At 60.0% G+C, this 26,464-nt stretch carries 15 protein-coding genes; 10 read left to right on the top strand and 5 right to left on the bottom strand.

Annotation, left to right across the window (positions count from 1 at the left end; genetic code table 11):
- Nucleotides 1-4: 4 nt before the first annotated feature.
- The 3 genes from CVS27_RS05260 to CVS27_RS05250 all read left to right on the top strand — a co-directional run bounded on the left by CVS27_RS05260 (nucleotide 5) and on the right by CVS27_RS05250 (nucleotide 8,189).
- Nucleotides 5-1,702 (top strand): CpaE/TadZ family protein, encoded by a 1,698-nt coding sequence (locus CVS27_RS05260; protein ID WP_133162879.1) that lies wholly within the window; start codon nucleotides 5-7, stop codon nucleotides 1,700-1,702.
- Between the two features lie 57 nt (nucleotides 1,703-1,759).
- Nucleotides 1,760-6,634 carry an NAD-glutamate dehydrogenase gene (locus CVS27_RS05255; protein WP_103464670.1) on the top strand — a complete coding sequence of 1,625 codons (4,875 nt, stop codon included), beginning with the start codon at nucleotides 1,760-1,762 and terminating at the stop codon, nucleotides 6,632-6,634.
- A 79-nt stretch (nucleotides 6,635-6,713) separates the two neighbouring features.
- Entirely contained in the window at nucleotides 6,714-8,189 is a 1,476-nt protein-coding gene (locus CVS27_RS05250; protein WP_103464669.1) for a sensor histidine kinase, read from the top strand.
- Nucleotides 8,190-8,275: 86 nt separating this feature from the next.
- On the opposite strand, the gene CVS27_RS05245 is transcribed toward CVS27_RS05250, so the two are convergent.
- A complete protein-coding gene (locus tag CVS27_RS05245) occupies nucleotides 8,276-8,524 on the bottom strand; it encodes a WhiB family transcriptional regulator (protein WP_103464761.1) in 249 nt (82 codons plus the stop codon).
- 232 nt (nucleotides 8,525-8,756) lie between these two features.
- On the opposite strand from CVS27_RS05245, the gene CVS27_RS05240 reads away from it, so the two are divergent.
- Nucleotides 8,757-9,236 carry a hypothetical protein gene (locus CVS27_RS05240; RefSeq protein WP_133159116.1) on the top strand — a complete coding sequence of 160 codons (480 nt, stop codon included), beginning with the start codon at nucleotides 8,757-8,759 and terminating at the stop codon, nucleotides 9,234-9,236.
- A 35-nt stretch (nucleotides 9,237-9,271) separates the two neighbouring features.
- Here the strand turns inward: CVS27_RS05240 and CVS27_RS05235 are convergent, their stop codons facing one another.
- A complete protein-coding gene (locus CVS27_RS05235) occupies nucleotides 9,272-13,630 on the bottom strand; it encodes an FtsK/SpoIIIE domain-containing protein (protein WP_103464667.1) in 4,359 nt (1,452 codons plus the stop codon).
- 269 nt (nucleotides 13,631-13,899) lie between these two features.
- Here CVS27_RS05235 and glf point away from each other — a divergent pair, with 269 nt between their 5' ends.
- The 4 genes from glf to CVS27_RS05215 are packed head-to-tail and all read left to right on the top strand — an operon-like array spanning nucleotide 13,900 to nucleotide 18,708.
- Complete coding sequence (gene glf / locus CVS27_RS05230; protein ID WP_103464666.1) at nucleotides 13,900-15,084, top strand: UDP-galactopyranose mutase; 1,185 nt, start codon at nucleotides 13,900-13,902, stop codon at nucleotides 15,082-15,084.
- Entirely contained in the window at nucleotides 15,081-17,072 is a 1,992-nt protein-coding gene (locus CVS27_RS05225; protein ID WP_103464665.1) for a glycosyltransferase, read from the top strand. Before glf ends, CVS27_RS05225 begins: the two co-directional genes overlap by 4 nt.
- Nucleotides 17,073-17,942 carry an ABC transporter permease gene (locus CVS27_RS05220; protein ID WP_103464664.1) on the top strand — a complete coding sequence of 290 codons (870 nt, stop codon included), beginning with the start codon at nucleotides 17,073-17,075 and terminating at the stop codon, nucleotides 17,940-17,942.
- Between the two features lies 1 nt (nucleotide 17,943).
- Nucleotides 17,944-18,708: an ABC transporter ATP-binding protein gene (locus CVS27_RS05215; protein WP_103464663.1), complete on the top strand. Its 765-nt coding sequence runs from the start codon at nucleotides 17,944-17,946 to the stop codon at nucleotides 18,706-18,708.
- A gap of 87 nt (nucleotides 18,709-18,795) precedes the next feature.
- Here CVS27_RS05215 and CVS27_RS05210 read toward each other — a convergent pair whose 3' ends face one another.
- Together CVS27_RS05210 and CVS27_RS05205 are read right to left on the bottom strand one after the other, a co-directional pair.
- Nucleotides 18,796-20,793, bottom strand: coding sequence for a DUF6541 family protein (locus CVS27_RS05210; RefSeq protein ID WP_243400060.1), 1,998 nt, complete (start codon nucleotides 20,791-20,793; stop codon nucleotides 18,796-18,798).
- A gap of 127 nt (nucleotides 20,794-20,920) precedes the next feature.
- Nucleotides 20,921-22,210, bottom strand: a complete 1,290-nt coding sequence (locus CVS27_RS05205; RefSeq protein ID WP_133162878.1) for a hypothetical protein — start codon at nucleotides 22,208-22,210, stop codon at nucleotides 20,921-20,923.
- 195 nt (nucleotides 22,211-22,405) lie between these two features.
- Between CVS27_RS05205 and CVS27_RS05200 the strand changes: the two genes are divergently transcribed.
- Both CVS27_RS05200 and CVS27_RS05195 read left to right on the top strand, forming a co-directional pair.
- Complete coding sequence (locus CVS27_RS05200; RefSeq protein WP_103464660.1) at nucleotides 22,406-23,566, top strand: substrate-binding domain-containing protein; 1,161 nt, start codon at nucleotides 22,406-22,408, stop codon at nucleotides 23,564-23,566.
- A 58-nt stretch (nucleotides 23,567-23,624) separates the two neighbouring features.
- Nucleotides 23,625-25,226, top strand: coding sequence for a DUF2142 domain-containing protein (locus tag CVS27_RS05195; protein WP_165788257.1), 1,602 nt, complete (start codon nucleotides 23,625-23,627; stop codon nucleotides 25,224-25,226).
- A 458-nt stretch (nucleotides 25,227-25,684) separates the two neighbouring features.
- Here the strand turns inward: CVS27_RS05195 and CVS27_RS05190 are convergent, their stop codons facing one another.
- The gene (locus CVS27_RS05190) at nucleotides 25,685-26,194 is read right to left on the bottom strand and encodes a GtrA family protein (RefSeq protein ID WP_103464658.1); all 510 of its coding nucleotides are present in this window, start codon (nucleotides 26,192-26,194) and stop codon (nucleotides 25,685-25,687) included.
- Nucleotides 26,195-26,464 lie beyond the last annotated feature (270 nt).

The following is a 26,464-nucleotide window of genomic DNA, read 5'->3' as shown; positions in this document are numbered from 1 at the left end:
CGTTGTGAGCGTCGTATCAGTGGGCGACACCGCAACGGGCGTCATAGACCAGCTTGCAGCGCGCCGGGGATTGCTGAACATTGTCCGGCGATGCCCAGAACTGGCGCAGCTGCTGGCCGCCTGCCAGAGCGGGCTGGCCCAGGTGGCTGTGGTGGCCCAGTGCGCAGGCGACTTGACTGCGACGCTGGTGGACAGGCTCGCGGCAGTGGGCGTCAGTGTGGTGGCCGTTGCGGAAACGCCCGAAGACGCCCGCCGCCTGCACAGCATGGGAGCAGCCGTTGTGCCTGGAAACGTCACCGTAGAGTCATTGAGTGCGGCGGTGCTGGCGACCGTCGAGAGCACGCGTCACCACCTCTCCACGGGCTATGCTGTCCCGGCCACCCCTGACCTTGACGGTGGGCTCCTGGAGCTGCAGCCCACGTTCGACATCGGACCCCTTGCCACGGGCGGTACTGGGCCTGTTTTCGCCGGGGAAGCTCTGGAAGGGGCAGGAGAGCCCGCGGCCCCAACCGTTCCAAGATCAGAAATGACGGAGTCGGCACCAGGCGGCGATGCTGCGATGGGCCCGGATCAAAGGCCCCCACAGCAGAACCGGCCACTTTCCTCGCCCGAGCGCACAGCTCGGCCGCACCAGGCGGCGCCTCACGACGTGCCTTCACGCCTGGACGCGGAAAGCCTAGATGGGCAAGCCACACCGGCTGGCGGACCCCGACAGCTGCCAGCGGGACTGGCGGCCAAAGTTCGGGCCCGGCTGCACAGGGATGGAATCCCGTGGCAAAGCAGTCGGAGCCAAGCAAAAGTAGGCCCACTGGCAGTAAACGCCGGAGCTTCGCTTCCGCATGGCAGCGGCACGCTGGTGGCCGTGTGGGGCCCCATCGGATCGCCAGGACGCACCACTGTGGCCATCAACGTTGCCGCGGAGCAGGCAGCCGCCGGTCGCTCGGTCATGCTGATAGATGCTGACAGTTTTGGGGCAAGCGTTGCTGCGGCGCTGGGACTGCTGGATGAGTCTGCCTCCTTTGCCCAAGCCTGCAGGGCAGCAGATCAAGGTCAGCTAAGCAGTGCACAGTTGTCCAAAATTTCCACCCAGGTCGTCTTTTCTTCAGGAACCTTTTCACTCCTGACGGGGCTTACCCGCCCAGACAGGTGGCCGGAATTGCGGGCTGCTGCTGTGCAGCGTGTACTTCTGCGTGCCAAGGAGATGGCTGATCTTGTCGTTGTGGATTGTGGTTTTTCGCTGGAGAGCGATGAAGAACTGAGCTACGACACCGTGGCGCCGCGGCGCAATGCTGCGACCTTGATGGTCTTGAGCCAGGCGGACATCATCTACGCACTGGGCAATGCTGACCCGGTGGGGATTCCACGCCTCATTCGGGGCTTGGCCGAGCTGGCCCACCAATGCCCCGCGACAGATGTTCGCGTGGTGGTCAACAAGGTCCGCCGCAGGGCTGTGGGCGGAGCGCCGGAGAGGGCCCTTGCCCAGGCATGGGAACGCTTTGGGCCAACCCTGGCCATCAAGCATTTCCTGCCATGGGAGCCCGAACTGACGGACAAGGCCCTGTTGGAGGGGAGGCTGCTGCAAGAGATTGCTCCCGACGCGCCATTGCGCAAGGCCATTCTCGGCCTCAGTTGTGCAGCTGTCCAGCGAAACCCGGAAAGTGCTGTAAGAAACGCCACAGCGAAGCTTGAAGTTCAGGGCTAGGCTCAGGTGTACGGTCGCAAAGAAGCGATCTTTTCTCTTTGACGGAGGCGTTATTTTATGTCATCGCACTCATCCAACCCCGAGCCTTTCAAGGATTCACACCGGGTTGGCGGCCAGTCATTTATCGATGACTACTTTGTGCAACTTTCTGCCGAGGACGCTGCTCTCTATGAGCCGGCAGTCTTGGAGGCAAGGGCGCTCGCGCACCAGGCCTTGGCGGCTAAGCGGACCCCCAGCCAAGCCAATGTGGAAATTCTTGATGAGCATGATGCCAGCGTGGTGTATATCGTCACCGATGACATGCCGTTCCTTGTGGACTCCGTCACCGCAGAGCTGGTGCGGCAGAAGCTAGCCATCCATCTGGTCACCCACCCCGTATTTGTGGTGTCGCGCGATAAGAACAGCAACGCCATGACCTCCGTGACAAAGGTGCCCACCCATACCGGCATTGCCAGCGGCGACACCTCGGCCATGCCCAATATTTCCCATCTGCTCGGCGACGGGGACAATGCCTCATTCCTTGAGTCCTGGATAACCGTTGAAATTCCCAAGACGGACGACGCCGCCAAACAGGAATTGCTGGCTGGCCTGAACAAGGTCCTTGCCAATGTGCGCTCGGCTGTTGAGGACTGGCCAGCCATGCGGGAGAAGGCGCTGAGCCGCGCCGAAATCCTGGCAACTGTGCTGGCCGGGGAGTCCTTGGTGGACCTGCGCGAGGCCGAAGATCTTCTCCACTGGATGGAAGCCGACAACTTCACTTTCCTGGGCTACCGCGAATACGATCTGTCCAAGCAAGACGGCGAAGATGTCCTGGTCAACCGTGAAGGCAGCGGCTTGGGCTTGTTGCGGGAAGATGCCAACCACGTCTCCGTGCAACACCTGACCATCACCGGCCAGCGCAAGGCCCGCGAAAAGCGTGTCCTGGTCATCACCAAGGCCAACTCGCGCTCAACGGTGCACCGCGGCGCGTATCTGGACTACATCGGCATCAAGTCCTTTGATGCCCAGGGAAACGTCAACGGTGAGCAACGCTTCATCGGCCTGTTCTCCTCCGCTGTTTACACGGGTTCTGTGCGCAACATTCCCGTGGTCCGTGAAAAAGTCGATGCCGTTCTGCGCCATTTCGGCTTCCCTCCCAACTCGCACTCCGGCAAGGACCTCTTTGCCGTTCTGGAAACCTACCCGCGTGATGAACTGTTCCAGATCGAGATTCCTGACCTGATCGAGATCGCCAACGGCATCCTGCGTCTGGCCGAACGCCGTCGAACACGGCTGTTCCTGCGCCCCGACATCTACGGCAGATTCATGTCTGCATTGGTGTACATCCCGCGTGATCGGTACACCACGGCGGTGCGCCATCGCATCGAGCAGGAGCTCACGAGCACCTTTGGTGCCGTTGCCATTGACTTTGAGGCGCGGATGAGTGAATCGGCGCTGGCCCGCTTGTTCTTCCGCATCCGGCTGCCCAAGGAATACCTGGTGCCCGAGGATTTGCAGGTTGCCGAACTGGAACAGCGCCTGGTGCGCGCGGCCCGATCATGGCCCGAAGGTATTGCCCAGATACTGCGCGAAACGCAGCCACTGGAAGTTGCAGACCGTTTGGTGCCCAAGTGGTCGGAGGCGTTCCCGCCCAGCTACCGCATTGATTTCGAGGTCGAGGACGCCCTCGCCGATATTGCCAGCTTTGAGGAATTCGACGCCAGCTACAAGGAAGTCATTGCCGCTGGCTTGAGCCCCGCCCAATGCGCACCCGGCATGCAGGTCTACCTGCCGGCGGGGACCTCGGAAACGTTGGAGGAAGACGCCCGTGTCAAGCTCTTCATGGCCCATCCCCAGAGCCTCACCAAGATTCTGCCGTTCTTCCACAACCTTGGCCTGGAAGTTCTTGACGAGCGGCCCTTCGAGATTGAAACCGCCGACAAGCGTGACTTTTTCCTGTACGACCTTGGCCTGAAGTACCCGGCAGGTGTGGACCCGCTGGCAACGGCGGAACTGCTCACGGCGGCTTTTGGGGCAGCCATCACGGGCCAAAGCGAATCCGATCCCTTTGACCGTTTGGTGCTCAGCGAAGGCATGCAATGGCGGCAGATCGTGATTTTGCGCGCCTACGCCAAGTACATGCGCCAGATGGGCAATGCCAACTCCTACGGTTTCATTGCCGCCACCCTCCTGCAAAACGTTGACGTGACCCGCGGCCTGGTTGAGTTGTTTGAGGCCCGTTTCAACCCAGCCATCGAGGACGCGGCCCGCCCAGAGATGCTGGGCGAGATTCATGTCCGGCTCAATACGGCGCTGGAGAATGTGCCCACCTTGGATGCGGACCGTGTTCTGCGCACCTTCACCAACCTGCTGGATTCCACCCTGCGCACCAACTACTACCGGAACCGCGACTTCCTGAGCATGAAGCTCAACCCGGCAACCATTGAGGGTCTGCCAGCGCCGCGGCCCATGTTTGAAATCTGGGTTTACTCCCCACGCGTTGAAGGCACGCACCTGCGCTTTGGCAAGGTGGCTCGTGGCGGCCTGCGCTGGTCCGATCGCCGTGAGGACTTCCGCACGGAGGTGCTGGGCTTGGTCAAGGCTCAGACAGTTAAGAACGCGGTGATTGTGCCCACCGGAGCCAAGGGCGGGTTCTTCGCCAAGCAGCTGCCCAACCCTGCGGTTGACCGCGGCGCCTGGATCACTGAAGGCCAGGAGAGCTACAAAACGTTCATTCGCGGCTTGCTGGATGTCACGGACAACCTGGTGACATCCGACGCCGGTGAAGTTGTGGTCCCGCCGGTAAACGTTGTCCGCCACGACGGCGATGACACGTACCTGGTGGTGGCCGCGGACAAGGGCACCGCGTCCTTCTCCGACACGGCTAATGCGATCTCGGCTGAGTACAATTTCTGGCTGGGTGACGCCTTCGCCTCCGGCGGTTCGGTCGGTTACGACCACAAGGCCATGGGTATCACCGCCCGCGGTGCCTGGGAGTCGGTCAAGCGGCACTTTAGCGAGTTCGGCGTCGACACCCAAACCCAGGAGTTCACGGCAGTTGGGGTGGGCGATATGTCAGGTGACGTGTTCGGCAACGGACTGTTGCGCACCCGCCACGTGCGGCTGGTGGCGGCCTTTGACCACAGGGATATTTTCCTTGACCCCAACCCTGCTGCCGGCATTTCCTTTGATGAGCGCCAGCGGCTCTACGATCTGCCCCGTTCGTCATGGCAGGACTACAACCCGGAACTGATCAGCAAGGGCGGCGGAGTGTACTCACGCTTGCTGAAGTCCATCCCCGTCTCTGAAGAAGTTTGCTCAGCGCTCGGCCTGCCCGAGGGCACGGTCAAGCTCAGTCCGCCGGAATTGCTGCGCGCCATCTTGCTGGCGCCCACTGACCTGCTGTACAACGGCGGCATTGGCACCTACATCAAGGCCAGCACCGAAACCCATGCCGAAGTGGGGGACAAGGCCAACGATTCCATCCGTGTTGACGGCGCTGGCCTGCGAGTCAAGGTGATCGGTGAGGGTGGCAACCTGGGCATGACCCAGCGCGGTCGTGTGGAGGCTGCCTTGCACGGGGTCATCCTCAATTCCGATGCCATTGACAACTCCGCCGGTGTTGATTGCTCTGATCATGAGGTCAACATCAAAATCTTCGTTGACCGCATGGTGGCGGCAGGGAAATTGGATCCTGCCGAACGCACCGATTTCCTCATGTCCATGACGGATGAAATTGGGCACCTGGTGCTGGAAGACAATATTGAGCAAAACATTCTCCTGCTCAATGACCGCCAGCGTGTGGTGGAGTGGAGCCCCAGCTTTGAACGCTTCATGGATTGGCTTGACGAGCATGCAGAGCTGGACCGGGAACTGGAAGCATTGCCCAGCAACGCACAATTGCGCGAACGCCTGGCAACAGGGCAGGGCCTGACATCGCCTGAGCTCGCAGTTTTGCTGGCCTACGCCAAGATGGAATTGGCCAAGGCGCTGAGCAACAGCGACCTGGCCGAGGACCCCTGGTTCAAGAAGACGTTGCGCAGCTACTTCCCGGCCGAAGTGGCGGCACGCTTTGACGCTGAGCTGGACACCCACCCGCTGCGCAAGGAAATCATTGCCACAGTGGTGGCCAACGACATGGTTAATTTGGGTGGCATCACCTTTGCCTTCCGCGCCATGGAAGAATCCTCAGCCACTGAAGTAGTCATCGCCAAGGCGTTCGTTGCCTTGCATGAGATCTTTGATTTTGCTGCCATGAGCAGTGCGCTGCGCGAGTTGCCGCCAAGCTTCTCCACGGAGCAGTGGTCAGCGGTGCATCTGGACATGCGACGGCTCTTGGACCGTGCCGTCCGTTGGCTCGTCAATGAAGGCATCACCGCGCACAACATCGACGACGTGGTCAACCGCTTCAAGCCTGTGGTCAGCACCTTGGGCACCCACATGGAGGACTTCTTCCAAGGCGTTGATGTGGAGCGCGTCCAGACGTGGCGCAACAGAGCCGAAGCGTTTGACATGCCGGCAGACCTGGGCCGGCGCTGGGCTGAACTCTTTGAGACGTTCCCGCTCCTGGATGTGGCAAAGGTGAGCGAATTCCTGGCTGAACCAGAAGACGCCGTGGCCAGCGTGTACTACGCGCTGTACAACCGGTACGCCGTGGACGCCTTGCTCGAACGCATCACAGCGTTGCCGCGCAACGACAGGTGGCAGGCCTTGGCCCGTGCCGCGTTGCGCGATGACCTGTACGCCACAACGGCGGACATGACCAGCAACGTCATGGCCAGCACCGAGAGCGGCACCCCGTACATGGAGCGGATCCAGACCTGGGAGGCGCAAAACCAGGAACAGTTGGCCCGGGCCGTGCGCATGTTTGAAGAGGTCAATGAACTCGAACAAGACGATATGGCGTCATTGTCGGTAGCATTGAGGCTCTTGCGTTCGATCGTGCGGCGTTAGCAGCTGCGCAGATCCAACGGTCAGTGCTGTGCCCGCTGCATGAGCAGCGGGCACAGCCACCCATCTATAAGGAGCCCACATGGCAGTCTTTGCCGACATGATTAGGGACAGTTCAAAACTGGGCCCGGGCGACGCCGAATGGTTGCACCTGCTGGTGGGCGACTGGCAGATGATCGCCGATTTGTCCTTTGCCGACCTGGTCCTGTGGTTCCCGTCCGAGAACCAGGAGTACGTGGCCCTTGCCCATGTGCGCCCGTCTACCTCCCACACCATGTTTCATGCAGACTTTGTGGGTGATCCGATTCAGCCCGAGCTTGACCCCCTGGTGCGGGCAGCGTCGGCTAGTCAAAACATTGAGCGCTCCCATGAGACCAAAATTTGGAACTCTGACATGGCGATGCGTGTTGAAGCCATTCCCATGGTGCGCAATGGCCGGACACTTGCCGTCATTACCACCCACATGGATCTTTCCAGTTCGCGGATGCCGTCACGGCTGGAGCTGACCTACCGCCAGTGCGCCTATGACCTCTTGAAGATGGGAACCTTAGGCCTCTGGCCTGACTTTGCCTCACCCACGGGTTCACGCCGTGGTGCCCCGCGTGTGGGCGATGGGCTGCTGCGGCTGGATGTGGACGGTATTGTCCAGTACGCCAGCCCCAACGGCGTTTCGGCTTTCCGCAGGCTGGGAGATGGGGAGTCACTGGAGGGCCGTTCCCTGGCCGAAGTCACCACAGGGCTGCTCAAGGACCGCCGGATGGTCGATGAGTCCCTGCCGCTGGTTGTGACAGGGCGCATGCCGTGGCGGACGGAGATAGAATCCCGCGGGGTGAGCTTGTCCCTGCGCGCCATTCCCCTGCGCGACGGGACGGAACGTTTTGGGGCATTGGTGTTGTGCCGCGATGTTTCTGAACTTCGACGCCGGGAGCAGGAACTCGTCACCAAGGACGCCACCATTCGCGAGATCCACCATCGGGTGAAGAACAATCTGCAGACGGTGGCGGCGCTTTTGCGGATGCAGTCCAGGCGCATGCACAGCGAGGAAGGCAAGCAGGGCCTGGAGCAGGCCATGCGCCGGGTGGCAACCATTGCCCTGGTGCACGAAACCTTGTCCCAAGGGCTGGCACAGAATGTTGACTTTGACGAGCTGATCGACAGGCAGTTCAGACTTTCTGCCGAGGTGGCCTCGCCGTCGCAAAGGGTCCGCACCGAACGCGAAGGCGCCTTTGGTGAGTTGCCCAGCGATTTCGCCACCCCCCTGGCGTTGGTGATCAATGAACTCGTCACCAACGCTGTTGAACATGGCCTGCAGGACCGCGGGGGAACGGTGTGGCTGACAGCCCACCGCTACAAGAATGACTCAGATGACGACGCGCTGACAGTGGGCATAGCAGACGATGGCGTGGGTCTGCCGCAGGGCCACATCGCCGAAGGACTGGGGCTGCAGATTGTGCGGACCCTGGTGACCAGCGAACTCGGTGGCACCATCGAATGGTCACCGCGGGAGGGCGGCGGTACAGTGGTGACGCTGCAAATGGCCCTCTTCAGCCGCCATTAAACAACTGACCCGCAGAAAACGGCGAAAAAACACGTTTTCAACGTGATTTTCGCCGTTTTCTGCGGGTCAGTTGGAAAAAGCTGGGGCTAGCTGGCGCGACGGGCGCGAGCTGCGCGGCGCTTCATGGCGCGGCGCTCGTCCTCGCTCAAGCCACCCCAAACACCTGCATCTTGTCCAGATTCAATGGCCCACTTCAAGCAAGTGTCGACCACTGGACAGCGACGACATACGCTTTTTGCTTCCTCGATTTGCAACAAGGCAGGGCCCGTGTTTCCGACCGGGAAAAACAATTCCGGATCTTTGTCGAGGCAGGCTGCGCGACTACGCCAGTCCATGCTGATCACTCACTCCTTTTAGAACGGGAGGCATTTTGTGAAAGAATTCACGTAGGGCCACATAAGAAAGGGCCCGCTATGGGCCCTCTAGGTCATTGACTTAAGCCTGTCATGTTAACTCTGTGTAAACAAGGGGTAAGAGATGATTTATTAGCTCATATCTGTGAGCGATACGTCACAATGAATCATCGACACTGGGCCAGCTCTCGGCAAACTCCGATAGGGTGCTCTTGTGCAAAACGATCCTGCGACTCCCGCTGACCAGCCCCACCCCGAGTCCTCCGAGCCCCGCGCCAGCGGACTCCATGGCGACGGGCACTCCCGCCCTGCAGGAGTTGTTGTGGTTGCCGCCGTTGTTGCGCTCGAGGCCTTGGTTCTGGGTGTCCTTGGCGCTTGGTCCATCGTCCTGGCGGCGACGGCGCCAACACATTCCCTGGCCAGCGGTGTTTTTCTGATCGTCTTGCTTTTGGCGTTGTCCGCAGGTTTGGCCCTGGTGGCCGTGAACGTCTACAGGGGATTCAGGTGGACACGCTCCGCTGCCTTTGTGTGGCAGTTGTTGATGGTGGCCTTAGCCGTCTCAACATTGCTCGAGGGAAACATTCTGCTGGGGTTGGCCATGCTCCTGCCTCCCGTGGCCGCAGCATATTTCCTGTTTACCCCGAAAGTGGTGGCATTCTCATTACGCTCCGGGGCAGAAAACAACGTCTTGTAAATCCCTGCAACTGATTTTTGCCGGAGTGGCGGTCCCTATTTGTTGGCCTCTTTTGCCGGTCGTTCCGTAAACGGGAATTGAAACCACCGGCAAACGCCGCCATCAACCAAGACGCCGCGCCCCAGCGGCTCCGAGCCCGCCGTATCCAAGCGGACACCCAGCAGCTCGGCATCGGATGGGCGGTGGGGCGTCAGTACGATTCCTTGCTGCAGCGAACGGAGTCCCCACTCCGAGGGCAGCCGGGTCAATACCTGGCTGGACTGGGGGAGGGCAGCCACAATGGTTGCCCCTGCCGCGAGCAATGAACTGATCCGCAGCTGCTCCAAGGGTGCCAATCTGACTGCGTTGTCCACCAAGAAAATCCCGGCCGGATCATCCGCCGGCAATGCGCCAGGGGACAGTGTTTGGAGCAGCTGCGCGCCATTGAGCTGGCACAGTGCGCGCAGAAAAGTGGTCTTTCCGCTCCGGTTTCCGCCCAGGACTGGGATCAGCGCACCCGGACCGGGGATCACCGATAGCAGGTCATGGCCGTCGCCGCCCAGGCCCAAAAACAAGTGTCTTTGAGGCGGCTCCCCGCGTGCGGTGGTGCCGGGGAGCTCCGGGATGACGGTCTGCAGTTCTTCCATGGTGAGAGTGCGAGGCAGGGCAGCCACTGTAAGGGTTCGGGCCGCATGGCTCACACAGTGACGTTCGCGCACGCGAACCCCTTGCTCCGGCGCACCTGCCACGGTGCCAAGCTGTGCAATGTGCATGGTCTCGGGTTCAGACTGCGCCGCGGCGGCATTGATGGGACCGGAAATCCCGGCGCGTCCGGGCATGGCCGTGAAGCGTGGCAGGCGCGGCCACAGCATGGTGGATTCGACGCTGCTGCCGCAACTGAGGAAAATCCTATTGGGTATGGCGGCCAGACAGTGTGACGTCAGGAGTTCTCGACCGCCGCCCACTGCCACCACAAGGTGGCCATTGTTGAAACGGATCAGCTCAACCATGGTTTCCTCGGCCCACGGCCACACGCTGGAGCGAAACGCGCTCACCCAGCGTCCCCAGTCGGAGATACACAGGATCAGTGTTTGGGTGCTGGTCTTGGCAACGTCCAACAGCCGCTGCACCAAGCGGGCCGCCGTCCTGAGCTCGTCGGTGCCCAAGCAGCTTCCCACCCAAGGATTGCTCGCATGGGCAGCCAGCGACCCGTCGCCGTCGAGCAGGTACAACAAACGCCCCTCGGCGGTGGCGCCGGAGTCCAGCCGCGCGTTGGCAGCCAGAAGCTGGCTAACTGCCAGTGACACGGCCAGGGAGGATTCCGCCGTTGTGCCAAAGCAGGCCAGATGGGAGTGGTCTTCGGGGTGCCACAACAAGTGTTCCAGACACTGGCGATGGGGCACGTCCACCATCCCCAGCAGCACAGCGCCGGGGAGGCCCTCACTGTCACTGTGCCTGCCCCCAATGGCACCGGCCAGCGGAAAAGCTGCCGGCAATTCCGGGGCGATAACTGCCGGCGCACCACAAAGTTCCGGATCCGCAGCCTGCCCGTCCCGCCACGCATTCTTGAAAAGCTGCGTGACGGCATCAATGTCGCTCGCCGAAGAGAATGCCGCGTGGTCGACGGCGGAGCCGCTGAGCAGCCGCTCGGCAAAAAATTCCACGAGTGGCAATTGTCCACGGCTCAGATGAGGGAACCGCAAAGTCGCGCTTTGAAATTCTTCAGCTGGCGCCCCCGCCCTGCTGATGAAACCGCGGCCAGGCGTTGAAACGCTGATGGTGGCCGCAGCACCCGTACCGATCACATCGCTCGAGTCAAAAGTTGATTGCACGCGCAGGCAGATGGAGCTGGTGACATTGGCCCGGATATCGGCGTTCAACGCGCCCTGCGGCCGCTGGGTGGCCATGACCAAATGGATGCCCAGAGACCGGCCCACGGCGGCGATGCGCATCAACTCGGCCATGGCATCCGGATATTGGTCCACCAGAATGCGGAACTCGTCTATGACCACCACAAGATGGGCCATGGCATGACTGCCGGGTGCAAACTTCCTAGCGTGGGGACCTGCGGTGCCAGCGTGCCAGGAACCCACCCTCCCGCCATCACCCCGGGAAGTTTGGGCAAGGGCCGCTGCACGGTACTGGTCACTGTCAGTTGCCTCGGCCTCAGCCAGCGCTGCCTCACGGTGGTGGAGCTCGGCCCGCAAGGATGCAAGCGTGCGTTCCACCCCGTTCCCGCTCAAGTCCGTCAGCAGTGAGGTGGTGTGCGGAAGCTTGGTCAAGGAACCCAACCCGGCCCCGCCTTTGAAATCAATGAAGATGAACTGCAGATCTGCAGGGGAGTGGGCAGCAGCAAGGCTCCCCACCAAGGCCCTAAGGAACTCGGACTTCCCAGAGCCCGTGGTGCCTGCCACCAGCAGGTGCGGGCCATCGTGGCCGAAATCAAACATGGCCGGGCCGGCGCTGGACTGCCCCAAGGCCACGGGCTGCAGGGGGCCGCCGGCGGAGGAACGCCAAGAGTCCAGAAGGGTGTTGGTGCTGAGCTGCCCTGGCAGCGGAACAGAGTTGGCCGCCAAGGATGCAACTGGCGCGGAACCGGGTCCGGCGCCCGTGCTGGCCCGAGAACGTGCATAAGCGTCGAAGACCTTCGGCGAGACGCCGTCTGGCACAAATTCTGCACCCGCAAAATTGCCCACGACTCGGTTGCCGGCAGCCTTCAACTCTATGACGCCACTCCCGGCGTTCGGCTGGCGGCCCGACTCGGGGACAGGTGCGGCGCTCCCAGATTCGGGAGACGGTGCGGGGCCCGGTGTTGGGGCATCAGCGGGAGGATCAGCGGTACTGCTGAGTCGTGTCGGGCTGCTGGGTGGGCCTCCACTGCCATCGGGCACAAGATACAGGACACGCAGACCGGGCGGCATCTGCGGCGCGCGGAAAGCCGCTGCGGCCATGACCACGAGCACGCCAACTGGTCCACCCGCAGCATTCATGGCGCCCGGACCCATGCCGTTCAGTGCCTGCTGCGCCACCGTCACAGTCCCGGCCAACACAGTGTGCGCAAGAAACCTCGCAGTCAGGGGCAGTTGCCCCGCAGGACCCAGCAGCACCACCGGAACAGCCGCAGCGTCGAGCTGCATGAGGATAAAGTTCAGCATCGAGGTCACAGCGTGGGGTGGACCGAGCACCGTGAGCGGCCTCGGGCCCCAGCGAACGCAAAAGGGCTGGCGTTGCAGCAGGGGTGGCGAAAACGCGGGATCCATGGGTGCCAGCACCAGCCTGGCGGCTTGGGTGGCAGTGCCCAGGCGCAACGCCAACTCGCCAGTGGGCGAACAGGACGGAGTTGGGTCAACGCCCGAGTGTGCGGAGAGCATCAACGTTCCGGCATCGGGGAACGCCACGTTGACCTGCTCGGCGCCGTGCCGCGCGGCGTGATCCACGGCAGCCAGGAATGAACGACGGCGTTTACCACCGCCGAACGCTGGCACGAGAACCGCCACAGCTCCCATGGCAGCGAAAGCCAGAAACATCCACGAACCCGTGGCCAGCGCCAAGACGACGCCCATCAGCAAGGGCAGGCAGCCGGCAACAATCATGGCCCGCTGCCGCCGCGGGGAGCCGGCGTTGTGCTGGAGAATCTGGGGTTCCAGCGTGGCGGCATCAAGCAGGTGAGGCTCAGAATCGTTGGGAGCAAGAGTCTGGGACCCGGATCGTAGCCGTGGCCTGCCGGAAGTGCGGGTGCCCCGTGGCTCAGCACCACATCCCTGCGGGACGGTGGGATCCAGGAAACGGAGCTCGAGAACGCTGCTCCCGCAGCCAAGGGTGTCTCCCACTTCCAGGGCAATCCTTCCCTTGGCGGAAAGGGCATTTTCGGTGGGGCCGCACCCGGCGCGGTATAGGGTGAAGCCGCTTGACCGGCGCGTGGCCACCACTGTGATGCCGCGGGTATCCACAACAATTGTCCCGTGGTGCCTGGACAGTGCGGGGTCGGCCACAGCTATGCGGCATTGCCCGCGCCCCACGCTAAAGCTGCCCCGGCGCAAGGCAAAAAGGGCTCCGGCATCCGGCCCGGAGCGCACTGCGAGGACGGCAGCCACGCCCTCAACGCCGGAAACTGCGGCGGCGCTTGCCAGGATACCGGGGGGCTGCTCCAGGTGGCCTGGCCAGGCCACCACTACCGCCCCATTGACCAACGGCGACTGGCCGGCTTGCAGTGCTCCGAGCGGACGGCCGCCAACACTAAAGCAGCAGCCTGTCCACCGGCGGGCCAGGGCCTGCGCCAGAGACTGCCCCGAACACGACTCGGGTGCGGCGCCGGAGGGCCACGTGACACTGAGCTCCGTGGCCGCAAACGGTGCGCCAGCTTCGCCACCAACGGCTGTGCCCATGCCGGACACCAGCGTGACTTCCAGCAACATGGCACCTCCTCACCCAACACGCCCGCCCCGTCCCGCTGATCCCGAGCCTAGGCGAGGTCGAAGGCCGCGCGGGCACCGGCGTCGAACATTGTGCTTAAGTGCCAAGCCGGTGTGGGCTGTGGGGGAATGAATCAAGGCCGTCAAGGAGCCGGTGGCCTGTGAGTCGCGCCACGGAGAAGTTTGTCAAGGAAAAGGGTCAGGTAACCTAGGTAGGTAGATCGTGGCACTGCTGTGCCCATATATCGCTACCAAGCTACACAGGAGAGTTTGTGAACGCTGACCTAGTCGTCGTCGGTTCGGGTTTCTTTGGCCTAACCATTGCAGAACGTGCCGCCACCGAGTTGGGGCTGAAGGTAGCGGTCATCGACCGGCGCCACCACATTGGCGGCAATGCTTACAGCGAGAACGAGGCGCAGACAGGCATCGAGGTGCACCGTTACGGAGCGCACCTTTTCCACACCTCCAACGAGCGTGTGTGGGAGTACGTGAACCGCTTCACCGCGTTCACCAACTATCAGCACAAGGTGTACACCGCCCACAAGGGTGAGGTGTACCAGATGCCCATCAACCTGGGCACCATCAATCAATTCTTCCGCTCAGCCATGGGCCCGAGTGAGGCGCGTGCGCTGATCCAGGAGCAGGCTGGCGAGTTGGCCGGCACTGATCCGAGCAATCTGAACGACAAGGGCATCCAGCTCATTGGCCGCCCGCTCTACGAGGCGTTCATCAAGCACTACACCGGCAAGCAGTGGCAGACGGATCCCAAGGACCTGCCGGCGTCGATCATTTCCCGGCTGCCTGTACGTTACAACTATGACAACCGCTACTTCAACGACACTCATGAGGGCCTGCCGGTTGACGGCTACACCGCGTGGATCGAGCGGATGGCTGACCACCCGAACATTGAAGTGGTGCTGAACACTGACTTCTTCGACGACGGCGAATACTCCCGCAAGGCCGTCACCGGCCAGGTCCCGGTCATCTACACCGGAGCCGTTGACCGTTACTTTGACTACGCCGAAGGTGATCTGTCCTGGCGCACCATCGATCTGGAGCAGGAAGTGCTTCCGATCGAGGATTATCAGGGCTGTGCTGTCATGAACTACCCGGATGAGGAGCAGAAGTTTACTCGTATCCACGAGTTCCGCCACTTCCACCCGGAACGCGAGTACACCAAGGACGCCACGGTGATCATGCGCGAATTCTCGCGTTTCGCTGAAAAGGGTGATGAGCCGTATTACCCGGTCAACACCAGTGATGACCGCAGCAAGCTGTTGGCCTACCGCGATCTGGCCCGCGGCGAGAACAACGTGCTGTTTGGTGGCCGTTTGGGCACCTACAAGTACTTGGACATGCACATGGCCATCGGTTCAGCCTTGAACATGTATGACAACAAAATCAAGCCGCATTTCACCGGCGGAGCGAAGCTGCAAAGCGGAGGAGTTGACGCGTGAGTGTAGTTGAAGCGCAAACAAAGTTGGCAGTCCTGCAACGGGTCATTCTGCCCACAGAGGCACAGGTGGATACTCTTCCGCTGTACGTGGACGCCGGCTCAGCCAGCGGCATTCGCTTGCGGGAAAACGATGAGCTGGCCCGAAGCCCGAAACTCCCTGAAGACAAGCTGCAACTCTTCAGCTCCGGTGGCGCAGGCGTGCACTTTGATGACATCAATTCGCGCCGCTCCATGAACGTGCGTGCCGGTGAGCAGGTCTCCTTCGGTACCTACTTCAACGCTTTCCCCGCCAGCTACTGGCGGCGCTGGACTGATGTGCGCACCGTCCGCTTGGAGGTCACCACCACCGGCAGCGGTGCCATTGCCGTCAGCAAATCCAACGCCCGTGGTTCAATCCAGCACGTGGAAACCGTCAGCGTCAATGGCGCCGAGACCACCACATTTGACCTCACCTTGGTGCCCTTTGGCGACGGCGGATGGTACTGGTTTGACCTGGCAGCAGGCCATGAAGGGCTGACCCTGGTTGATGCCCAGTGGACTCTGCAGGAGGCCCCGCGAAGCTCCGGCCAGGTGACGCTGGAAATCACCACCATGAACAAGCCGGATTTTTGCCTCAATAACGCCCGCATTTTGGCGGCAAACCCGGATGCCTTGGAGAACGTTAAGGAAATCCTGATTGTCGACCAAGGCTCCAAGAAAGTGCGTGACGAGGAAGGCTTTGCCGAGGTCAGCGCCGCATTGGGCGGAAAACTTCGCATCATCGACCAGGGAAACCTGGGCGGTTCCGGCGGCTTTGCCCGCGGCATGTACGAAGCAGTGGAAAACGGCAGTGACTACGCGTTGCTGCTGGACGACGATGTCGTCGTAGAACCCGAAAGCATCTTGCGGATGCTGGCCTTTGCCGATCGTTGCAAGAAGCCCACCATTGTGGGCGGTCACATGTTTGACCTGCATAACCGCAGCGTTCTGCACACTTTTGGTGAAGTCGTGGATCCGCACCGCATAGTTCCAGCTGCCCCGCACGCTGACATGGAGATGCGCCATGACTTCAGTGTTGCCAACCTGCGTCAGACCTCTTGGCTGCACCGGCGGGTTGACGTGGATTACAACGGATGGTGGATGTGCATGATCCCCACAGCCGTCATCCGCGAGATTGGCTTGTCCCTTCCCCTGTTCATCAAGTGGGACGACGCCGAGTATGGCTTGCGTGCCCGTGCAGCCGGTTTTGCCACCGTCAGCCTGCCCGGCGCAGCCGTGTGGCATGTGTCCTGGCTGGACAAGGACGACATGGTGGGCTGGCAATCCTACTTCCACGAACGCAACCGCCTCATCACCACCTTGATCTATAGCCCCTATCCCAAGGGTGGCCGCGTCCTGCGCGAGTCCGTGCAGGCTGACGTGAAGCACCTGGTATCCATGCAGTACTTCACCGAGCACGGCAGGCTGGAAGCCCTCAAGGATATTTTCAAGGGTCCGGAGCAGCTGCATGCCACCTTGGCAACCAAGCTGCCGGAAATCAACGCCCTGCGGGCACAGTACGACGACGCCCAGCTGAAGGAAAACGTCGACGATTTCCCGGCACCAGTGCTCGGACGCGGCCCCATGGGTGGCACGCCCATGGGCCTGCCGCACAAGAAAGACCTGGTTTCCTGGGGGATCAAGACAGTGGCCCGCCAGCTCGTCAAAACGCCGGACCCGGATGCTGCGATCCGCCCTCAGGGTGTGCTGGCGCACCGGGACAGCCGCTGGTTCCGGCTTGCCCACTACGATTCCGTGGTGGTCACAAATGCCGAAGGCACAGGCATGTCCTGGTACCGCCGTGATCCCAAATTGCTGCGCTCCATGTTGGCAGAGTCGGCCCGCCTCCACCTTCGGCTGGCCAAGGAGTGGGACGAATTGGCCGAACGCTACCGCGGTGCCGTGGCGGAAATAACGTCAATGGAATCCTGGAAAAAGACCTTCGACGAGCATTCCGTGGATGGTCAGTAGATGCCGGCTGTCAAGAGTGAACTGACCACACCGGGTGCCGGGCGTGGGCTGTTGGATGTGTATTCGAACAGGTTCCTGCTCAAGTTGTTGGTGCGCAAGGAAATCAAGGTTCGCTACAGGGGCTCCGTGTTGGGCCTGCTGTGGTCCTATGTGAAGCCACTCATGCAGTTCATGATCTACTTCGTTGCCCTCGGCATTTTCCTGAACCTGCAAAAGGCGACGCCGAACTACGCCATCTACCTGTTCTCGGGCATTGTCTTGGTCAACTTCTTCACCGAGACCCTTGGAAACGCCACCCGTTCAATCGTGGACAACAGGGACTTGATTCGCAAGATCTACCTGCCACGGGAGCTCTTTCCCGTCTCCACAGTTTGGGTTTCGGCCGCACACTTCTTGCCACAGGTGGTGATTTTGGTAGGTGCCAGCCTGATTGTGGGTTGGCAGCCTTCGATCTACCAACTGCTCGCAGCCGTTGCCGCCTTCATCATTGTGGCGATTCTTGGTATGGGTCTAGGACTGCTATTCGGGGCCGTCAACGTGTACTTCCGTGACTCAGAAAACATTGTGGACATGATCCTCATGGTGGTCACCTGGGCATCCCCGGTGCTGTACCTGTGGACCATGGCCAGGGACGCACTGGGTTCCTGGTTCTTCCTCTACCAAGCCAACCCGATGACAGTGGCCGTGGAGATCTTCCACTGGGCTTTCTGGTACCCCACCTTGGGTGCGGATCAGATTGGATTGGTGGAGCTTCCGCCCAATCTGATTGCACTCTGGCTCCCTGTTTCCCTGCTGGTCTCACTGGCCGTACTCTTCGCGGGCCAGCTCGTCTTCCGGCGTCTTGCCGTTCACTTTGCCCAGGAGCTCTAGCATGCCGGTAGCTGAAACTGTCGCTGACAATGTCGCCATTACGTGCCGGAACCTGCGCAAGGTGTTTGTGCTGCGCAACACCCGGTCCATGAAGGAATCCATCGTGTGGCTTGCCAAGGGCCGCAAAGGTGATTTGTCCAAGCGCTTCGACGCCTTGAAGGACATCTCCTTGGATGTGGCCCAGGGTGAAACAGTTGCCTTGCTGGGCTTGAATGGGTCGGGCAAGTCGACCTTGCTGAAGTTGATTTCAGGTGTTCTCCAGCCCGACGCCGGAACGGTCCGGACCCGCGGAAGGGTGGCCGGGCTTATCGAGGTTGGTGCCGGATTCCACCATGACCTCAGCGGTCGCGATAACGTCTATCTCAACGGCGCCATTCTGGGCATGACCGAGAAGCAGATCGACACCATGTTCGATTCGATCGTGGAGTTCTCCGAAATTGGCGAGTTCATTGATACCGAAGTCAAGTTTTATTCTTCCGGCATGTACTTGAAGCTGGCGTTTTCCATTGCCGTCCACACTGATCCAGAAGTTTTTTTGATCGATGAGATCTTAGCTGTTGGGGACGAGCCGTTTCAGCGCAAGTGCATCAAGAAGATCAAGGAACTGGCGGCAGCGGGGAAAACACTTTTTGTTGTCAGCCATGACCTGGACCTGGTTTCCACCGTTTGTGAACGAGGCGTGCTGCTGGAGCATGGCAAAGTGGTCATGGATGGTGAAGTTCATGCCGTTGTGAAGGAACTGCGCAGGCGGTCTGAGCCCGCCTAGCCGCAGGCTTGGACTGGCCCCGTGTCCGACCCCTCAGCTGGGCCAACGCGCCGACGTGACCCAGCTGAACCTATGACTTCGCTCGTCTCAGCTGCAAGCGGTGATGCGGAACAGCCTGGCTTCGCCGACCTGGGCAACAAGTTCCGCCGCGGGTGAGTCCTGCAATTTATCCAATCCTGGGAAGTCGTGGCGTCCTCCATGAACTTCCTTGCTGCCAAAGTCAAGGGCGTACTTGACGCCTGCAGCCTCGACTGCCGGGCACACAGTCGGATCTGTCAGTGCATTGCGCAGGGAATTGTTGATGATCTCGATATCGGCTGGGTAGGTGCTCAGGACGTGGCGAGAGGTGGTGTCTCGGTTCGCCAAGGCAAAGGCAAGCGCCGCTCCCGTCCACGGATTCACGGCAATCGTGGCCCCGGCCGGCACCAAATCATCCAGCTGTTCAATCAAGGCCAGCTCATCTGAAGAGACAACCTCGGAATTGGGCGTTTCTGCATAGTTGCGTGCTGCTGAGGCAACGGCGAAATTGATGGGTGCACCTTGCATTCCGACTGCCAGCAGCGCGACCACCAGGAAGCCTGAAAGCACTCCCACGCGTGCACGCGCGTCCGGCGCCGGCAGCACCCGCCCCGGACGGTTCCAGAACCGGTCCAAGGCGCTTTGTCCGCAACGTAGAAGCCAGCCAAAACCAAGGGCTGCAAGCGGGAGTGCTGTGATGGGCAGGATGGCTGCCAGCCGGTAACTGTCGTTGTACCAAACACCGGTAATGACGCTGCGAAGATAGCTTGTGCCAACGCCTGCAATGACGACAAACAGGAATGACGTCAGCACGTAGCATCCCAGCAGCCACCATTGGTGCCGGTCGCGTACAGCAACGAACAGCCCCATGAGAACCAGTGCGGACACCACCCAGGCTTCGGGCCGGTTCATGGCGGAGTTGGTTGCAATTTCCCACGCAGCGCCTGCGGGGGAGTGGTACCGGTCCCAGAAGGCTGCGTCAGCCGGCGGTCGGATATACTTCCACAGCGTGGCTAGGAACACGAGCCCGAGGGCAAGCAGCGCACCCACCAGGAACTTCTCCCGTCGTTGTGTCTGGACATGGCCAGCCAAGATGTACCGCTGCATGTAGGCATACAAAACTACAGGGACGCTGATGGCCAGGAGAGTCATTGCACCATTTGGGTGGGCAATTGCTATGCCGGGCGAAATCATGGGAGCCAAGGCAAAACGGGCCAAGGGATTGCTTGGAGGTTGGCTGCCAACATTGAAAAAAGCTGCAACGGCTGCTAATCCCAGCGGGATCAAACAGATGGAGAGAAAGTTTGGATACAAGACCCCGAAGTCCAGCAAGAGCAAGGGGAAGGAGGAGAAGCTGGCAGCCAATACGGCGCCAAAAGCCACGACCCATGGCCTTGGGCCAGCAACAGTCCTGACCAGGAACATGCAGCCCAGCGTCCACACCAGGGCGGCCAAGACGAGGTTGAGCATATTAACGGCCACGGAAATGGGTGCGCCCGTGATCTGGACCAGAAGGGCGACGAGCCCATGCCACGCAGCTGGGTAGAAGTATGGGGGATTGTCTCCGTTGGTCATTGCTGACAATGTGAGAGACGAGGCGTTGCCAGTGTTGAGAACGTACCGGACAGCGTTGAGATGGAAGATGCCGTCGAAGGTTTGTGAAATGTTTCCCGGGCTTCCGAAGACTCGAACCAGCTGCCATATGAGCAGCCCGGCCCCAGCCGCAAATCCGAGGCATTGGACAACTATCGCCTCGATGGAAGGCCGGGCTGCCGTGGCGTGTGCGAATTTTCCGCGGCGTTCACACCAGCGGCGCAGAAGCCAGACGGCGCCTGCCACGGCAACGGCCGCCAGCACCATGGCGAAAGGGGACCAGTCGATGCCGAGTTTGCCAAAGGCAATGGCCGCGAGTGCGGAGATCGTTACAGTCAAAGCCGGCGCTGAGGCTGCGGCGGGGAGGCCACGCAGGCCCAAGGAAACGGCCACCAGGCCGCCGGGGACAAAGACTAGTGCCACACACGTCAGTACGACAGGGATCACGGCTGCCCAGCTCATTGAAGATTCCATTCAGGGTGTCTAGCCGTGCCTGACATGGGAATTTCAGGAATTTTGCAAACGGCGGTCGGAAGTTCTGGAGATTAACTGACGCCTAATCTTATCGCGTGGAGTCTTGGAATTGGCCCAGCTCCGGGCCCTAGGGAGCTGGCACCATCAGTGAACACGGAACTTTAACACCCCCGGCAAGCCAATGGGCGGGGGCAATAAATACGGGTTGAAAGGGTATGGACGGTTCAATAATGCACGCTGTTCGAGCCACGGCCACACCGTCGCTCCAGTCGGGGCCATGGTTTCGCAGGGAGCTTGCCGGGAAGAAGTACACGCATTGAAGGACCACAAAAGCGGACAAGATCGCAACAGAAATGGTTCGCCGTTTACTGGTGTCGCACAGCGCCGCCAACGGGATCAAGGCAAGCAGGAACATGGATGGAACAGTTGAATAGCGGGTGAGGAGGAATGATTTCCACTGCTCTGCGTCATAGGATGCATAGTCAAAGAATTTATAGAAGTTAAGGACCAGCGTCGCACCCCAAACGGCAGTCGAACCGAGCAGTAAAACGAGGGCCACGAGTCGTTTCTGTCGATTCCCCTTTAACAAGATGTAGGCCAATGCCGCAGCAAACGGGATGGCCGCCAAGAGCGGCGGCCAGAACCCGTAGTTGCCAATATTTGCTGAGATCTGGCTGGAACTTCCATAAATCAGGGCCGATGAACTATTCAGGAACCAGCCCATGGTGATGGAGGCAAAGTCCAGTGGATACGTGCTCGATGGTGCCCGCGGATGCGACATGGTCGTAAGGATTTGGGCGGCGAGCCCTACCAACAAGCCAATCCGCGCTGGCCACAGTCGGCGATCCTTGAAGCTGATGGCAAACATGGGGACAAAAAGAACCGCCACGATTTCCGTCAGTGACAGAAGGGTCGCTGTGAAGAAGAACAGCACGCCCTCCAGCTTTGACTTGGCGGGCTTGAGCAGCAACCAGGGGGTCAGCCATAGAAGGTAGGAATGGATGTTGGCAAAATTCCCCAAGGTCTCCCAAGGGGCTGGCGCCACCAGGATGGTGATGGATGCCCAGCCAAGCCTGGCATATACATTGGAAGTAATTGCCTTGGAGCAATGGAAAACCAGGTAGGCGACGACACCAACGACCACACAGCTTAGAAAGTTCAAAGCCAATGCGTAGTCGTCCACGGCGAAGAAGCGAACCACGGACTTCGCAGCGAACCTGGGCAGGACATGGAGATACCCCGCGTAGGGGGAAAAGATGTCCAAGATTCCCTTGCGGGCCATAGCATCCTGGAGGAAGATGGCGCCATCTTCGGCCCAGATGACGTCGCGCGAAGTGGGTGGCATTCGCCAGAAAGCCATGAGAGCAGCCAACAGCACGGCCGCCACTGTCGCTGTGGATCGTACTGGCCAGGACATTAGCGAGAACTTCGCAAACTTCGTGTTGACATCCGTCTGGACCAAATTCCTGCTGGTTAGAGACATCTTCGTTGGACTTTCTAGCTGGAATCGGGTTGCAATACTCGTGGCCGTCAGGCCGTGGGAAAGGTATTATTCGAACCCCAGCCCGGCGTAATATTGCCTCGGATTGCTGGGCGCCCTGCAGGACCTTCGATGCCAAGTCAGAGCCGAACAAACGATAGGCTAGGAGAGTCTATCGGTCGATTCGATTTGCGCCCAATTAGTTTTCGAAGGGAAATCTCTGTGAACCGTCAGTGGTCCGGACAATTAAAAGTCGCGGTGGCGCTGTGTTGCGTGGCCTTGCTGGGTGCTTGTTCCAGCCCTCCTCCGGCGGATCCGATCCGGGGTGCCTTGATTATTGTCGGCAGCGGCACGCAACAAAGCGCCATCAATGTCTGGCGTGACTCGTGGGTAAAAGAGAACAGGGGAGTATCCACCAATTTTTCCCCGGATGGACAAGATGTTGGTCTTCAGGCGCTTGTCTCAGGTAATACCTACGTTGCCACCAGTGATACACCATTGGATGAAACGAACAAGGCGGCGTCGATCGGTTCGTGCGGACCGGACGGTGCCTTTGCCGTGCCGACGACGATTTCCCCGGTTGGAGTTGCCTACAACCTCAGTGGTGTCCGCGGGCTGAAACTGGACGCGTCAACGCTCTTGGCGATCTTCAATGGCGCCGTAGTCTCGTGGAACGATCCCAAAATCCAGGCCCTGAATCCCGCCGTTGAATTGCCCAGTGCACCGATAGTGCCCGTGACCTCCAAAGCCAGCTCTTCGCTGTCCCTGGCTGGCAGCACATATTTCTCCCGGAATGCGCCTGCTTCGTGGACCGCCAAGCCTTCGAGTAGATGGCCTGACACAGTTGCCGGAACAAGGCTTGAACTGGACAAGGACATTCCCAACGAAGTTGACGACAATTTCGGCACCATAGCCTTTCTGAATCTGGCGGACATTGGGAATCGATTCAATACGGCTGCCTTGAAGTTCAACGCTGACTTCGTTGCGCCCAGCAATGATCAAATTGACGCTGCCATAGGCAGCAGTCAGGTGACCCTGAATTCTCGCGGTGTTGCCATTGACTTGGGTTCGAGTGAGGGAACGGGATACCAATTAGGTTCGGTCAGATATCAAGTTTTTTGTTCACAATATAGGCACGAAGCCATCGCCACGCTTGTCAGATCCTGGGCCAGCTATGTGGTCAGCGAGCCTGGCCAAACCAAAGTATGGATTGCCCTTGGCAGCTATGCCCCGAGCCAAAAAGCGCTGCAGGCCGCACAAGACCTTGTTGCAAACATTGACTACAGCCGATAACTGGCAGGATTAAATGTCTGTGAAAACTTTATTGAATCAAAAAACCATACGGAGAAGCATGTCCGAGAGCAATTACCAGGAGACTATTCCCCAGGGGGAAGGTTGGTTGGCGAGCCCCGTCCGCAGCAACGGGTTGTTTCTGCGGCTTTTTCTGGTCTTTGCTGTTCTCGGCACTCTGTGGGCCATTGCGACACCGCTGATGGCTTACCCGGATGAACCCTCACACACCATCAGGGCAGCCGCCGTCGTCAGGGGGCAGATAGCAGCAGAGCCGGGTCAGTCCTTTGGGAATGGGGTCCACTTCCAGATTCCGTCCTATATTGCGAACTTAGACGCCCAGACGTGCTTTACCTTTTCCAGAAACAGGACTGCCGACTGCGCACCTTCCATTCCCGCTGGAGACAATTTTGACGTTATCGGCGTCACATCGGCTGGCAGCTACAACCCCATGTACTACTGGGTGGTGGGTCTGCCAAGTCTGATCATGACCGGCGCACCGGCGATTTACGCCATGCGCATCGTCAGCGTCCTGTTTTCTGCTGTGTTCTACGGGGCGGCTTTTATGGCATTGAGCAAGCTTCGCAAGCCCAAATGGCCCTTGGTCACGGCGTCCATGGCAGTCACTCCGATGGTCTTGTTCTTGTCATCTGGAATCAACCCAAATTCCATCGAGATTGCAGCAACAATGGCTGCTTTCTGTGCGCTGCTGGCGGTCCTGGATCGTGCGCATTCGATCAGAAGCACGCTTCCTGCCATTGCTACAGTCGCCGCGGCCACGATGGTTCTGGCAAATACCCGCTCCGTGTCCCTGGTATGGCTCCTATGTGCAGTTGTCATTGCCTTCCTGCTTTTCAAGTGGGACGCTGTGAAGCGGGTTCTGGGCAATCGGCTTGTCTTGATCGGTGTTGGGCTTGCCGCCATAGGCGTTGTCTTAGGCCTCCTCTGGATGGTGGTGAGCATGAACGCGCCAGCGTCCAGTGGAACGGCACCGGAAGGGATCATCAATCCTGCGCCAGGGGTCGCTCCATACCAGGCATTTGTGACCATGTTGGACAGGACTTTCGACTTCATACCGCAGTACATCGGAGTTGTGGGGTGGCTCGACACCCCTGTTCCCCAGGGAGTAATTGCCTTCTGGAGCATGCTGTTCGTGGCAACCCTGCTCATGGCGCTGTTGGCCCGTCCCCGCAAGATTCTGTTCGCCCTTGTGCTGGCACTGCTGGCAGTCGCCGTGGTACCGGCTTTTCTGCAAGCGTCGCTGGTGACCACGGTCGGTTTCTTCTGGCAGGGCCGCTACAGCATGCCATTGGTCCTGGTCGCCTTCGTTTCAGCCGGCGTCACTTTGCGCTCCTTGGGCTTCTCCACCAGGAGGCGCAACCAGTCCATTGCCCGAATCCTGATTTTGACGGCACTATTTTCACATGTGATCGCCTTCCTCTACGTTTTGAGGCGCTACGTAGTCGGCATTACGGATATCAGTACCTGGCAGACCATGATCAGCCACCCATCGTGGCAGCCGCCTCTCGGCTGGCTGGTCCTCACCCTGATTTACGGGGTGGTCCTGCTGCTTGCAGGGCAGCGTTTCTACTTCTACCTCTTTCCAGGGAAGAAGCTGATCAATATTCCTGCCTTGGCTGCCATCCGCCGGCCCAAGCTTTAGCAGCCGCTGCCGCGCAGGAGGGACGAGGCGGAGTTCATAGGCGCTCTGGCTCCGTGCACGGGGCCAGAGCGGCGGATTGCGACCATCGGCGGGTCCATGCTCTTGGCGCGCTTGGGGTGGTGGCTCAGCGGCTTCACCCACATCGTGCCGCGCTGCTGGCTCTGTTCCTCGCTTGAGTGCGGAGGAAGGAACATTGTTGTGTGAGAGTCCACTGTCAAGCTGGCACGGGCAGGTATCAGTTCAAATCACGTTACTGAATGTGTACATCCTGTTACAGCCCACAGCCCACAGCCCACAGCCCACAGCCCACAGCCTGAAACCGAGCATGCATGCGCCACTCACGACTTAGGCCGGGCAGTTACCCACCATAGGACAGATCAGGTCCCAAAGAGCAGCAGGGATCGCGTTGAATTCATGAATGCGGCGTTGGAGGAAGCAGCGTTGCAGACCCGGTGATCTTACTTCCCGGGTGTGATGGGAGCCTCTACGCCGCCCTGCTGCGGGACGGCGTCCGGATCATTCTCCGTGCCCGCTTGGGTCGGCTGTCGATCGCTGCGAAAAATCCAGTACTTGTAGAGGTAGAAGTTCCACACCATCGTTAGCGCGGTGGCAACTACTTTTCCAGCGGTGTAGGTGAGTTCCAAATTGGCAAACGTATTTACAATAAGATCCGTGGCCAAAGTGTTGAAGGCCACCAGTATCGCGTAGCGAATAAAACTGGCATGACTGCGGTTTGTTGCCTTGAAAGTGAAGATGCGCTGGAGCAGGAAGTTGAAGATCAGGCTCGTCAGGAAGGCTACGGGCGTGGCAAGCCAAAGACCTACACCAAAGACTTCATGCAGCACCACCAAGAGAGCAAGATCGATGGCAAATGACAAGCCACCCACCAACAGGAATTTCAGCAGGTAGCTGTTGTCCAGTATGGCAACCAACGACCTGCGGCCGGTTGTGGGGGATTGCTGCGGCATATATCTTGGTCTCCAAAAGCGTTATTCCATCGCCAAAAGCGGCTGGATCGGCTGCGGTATGGATTTTTGACACCAACCGACGGTTCAAGTCTATCCTGTCGAATAACCGAGGCGATGCTGTGCCATTGCGTCCATGACCTTGAGATTGCTCGACGACCGCCCGCTTGGGCCGGCTTCACAACAGAAGCCCCGGGGCGACTCCGGGGATGACTGTGGAGATGCTTCGGTGGATGCCTGTCAGCCACAGGGCTGTGCTCAGAAGCCAAACGC

It is taken from the genome of Arthrobacter glacialis, from assembly GCF_002909445.1.
Lineage (GTDB): Bacteria > Actinomycetota > Actinomycetes > Actinomycetales > Micrococcaceae > Specibacter > Specibacter glacialis.
The sequence above is the reverse complement of the archived record's forward strand: the minus strand, read 5'-3'. Positions and strand labels throughout refer to the sequence as shown.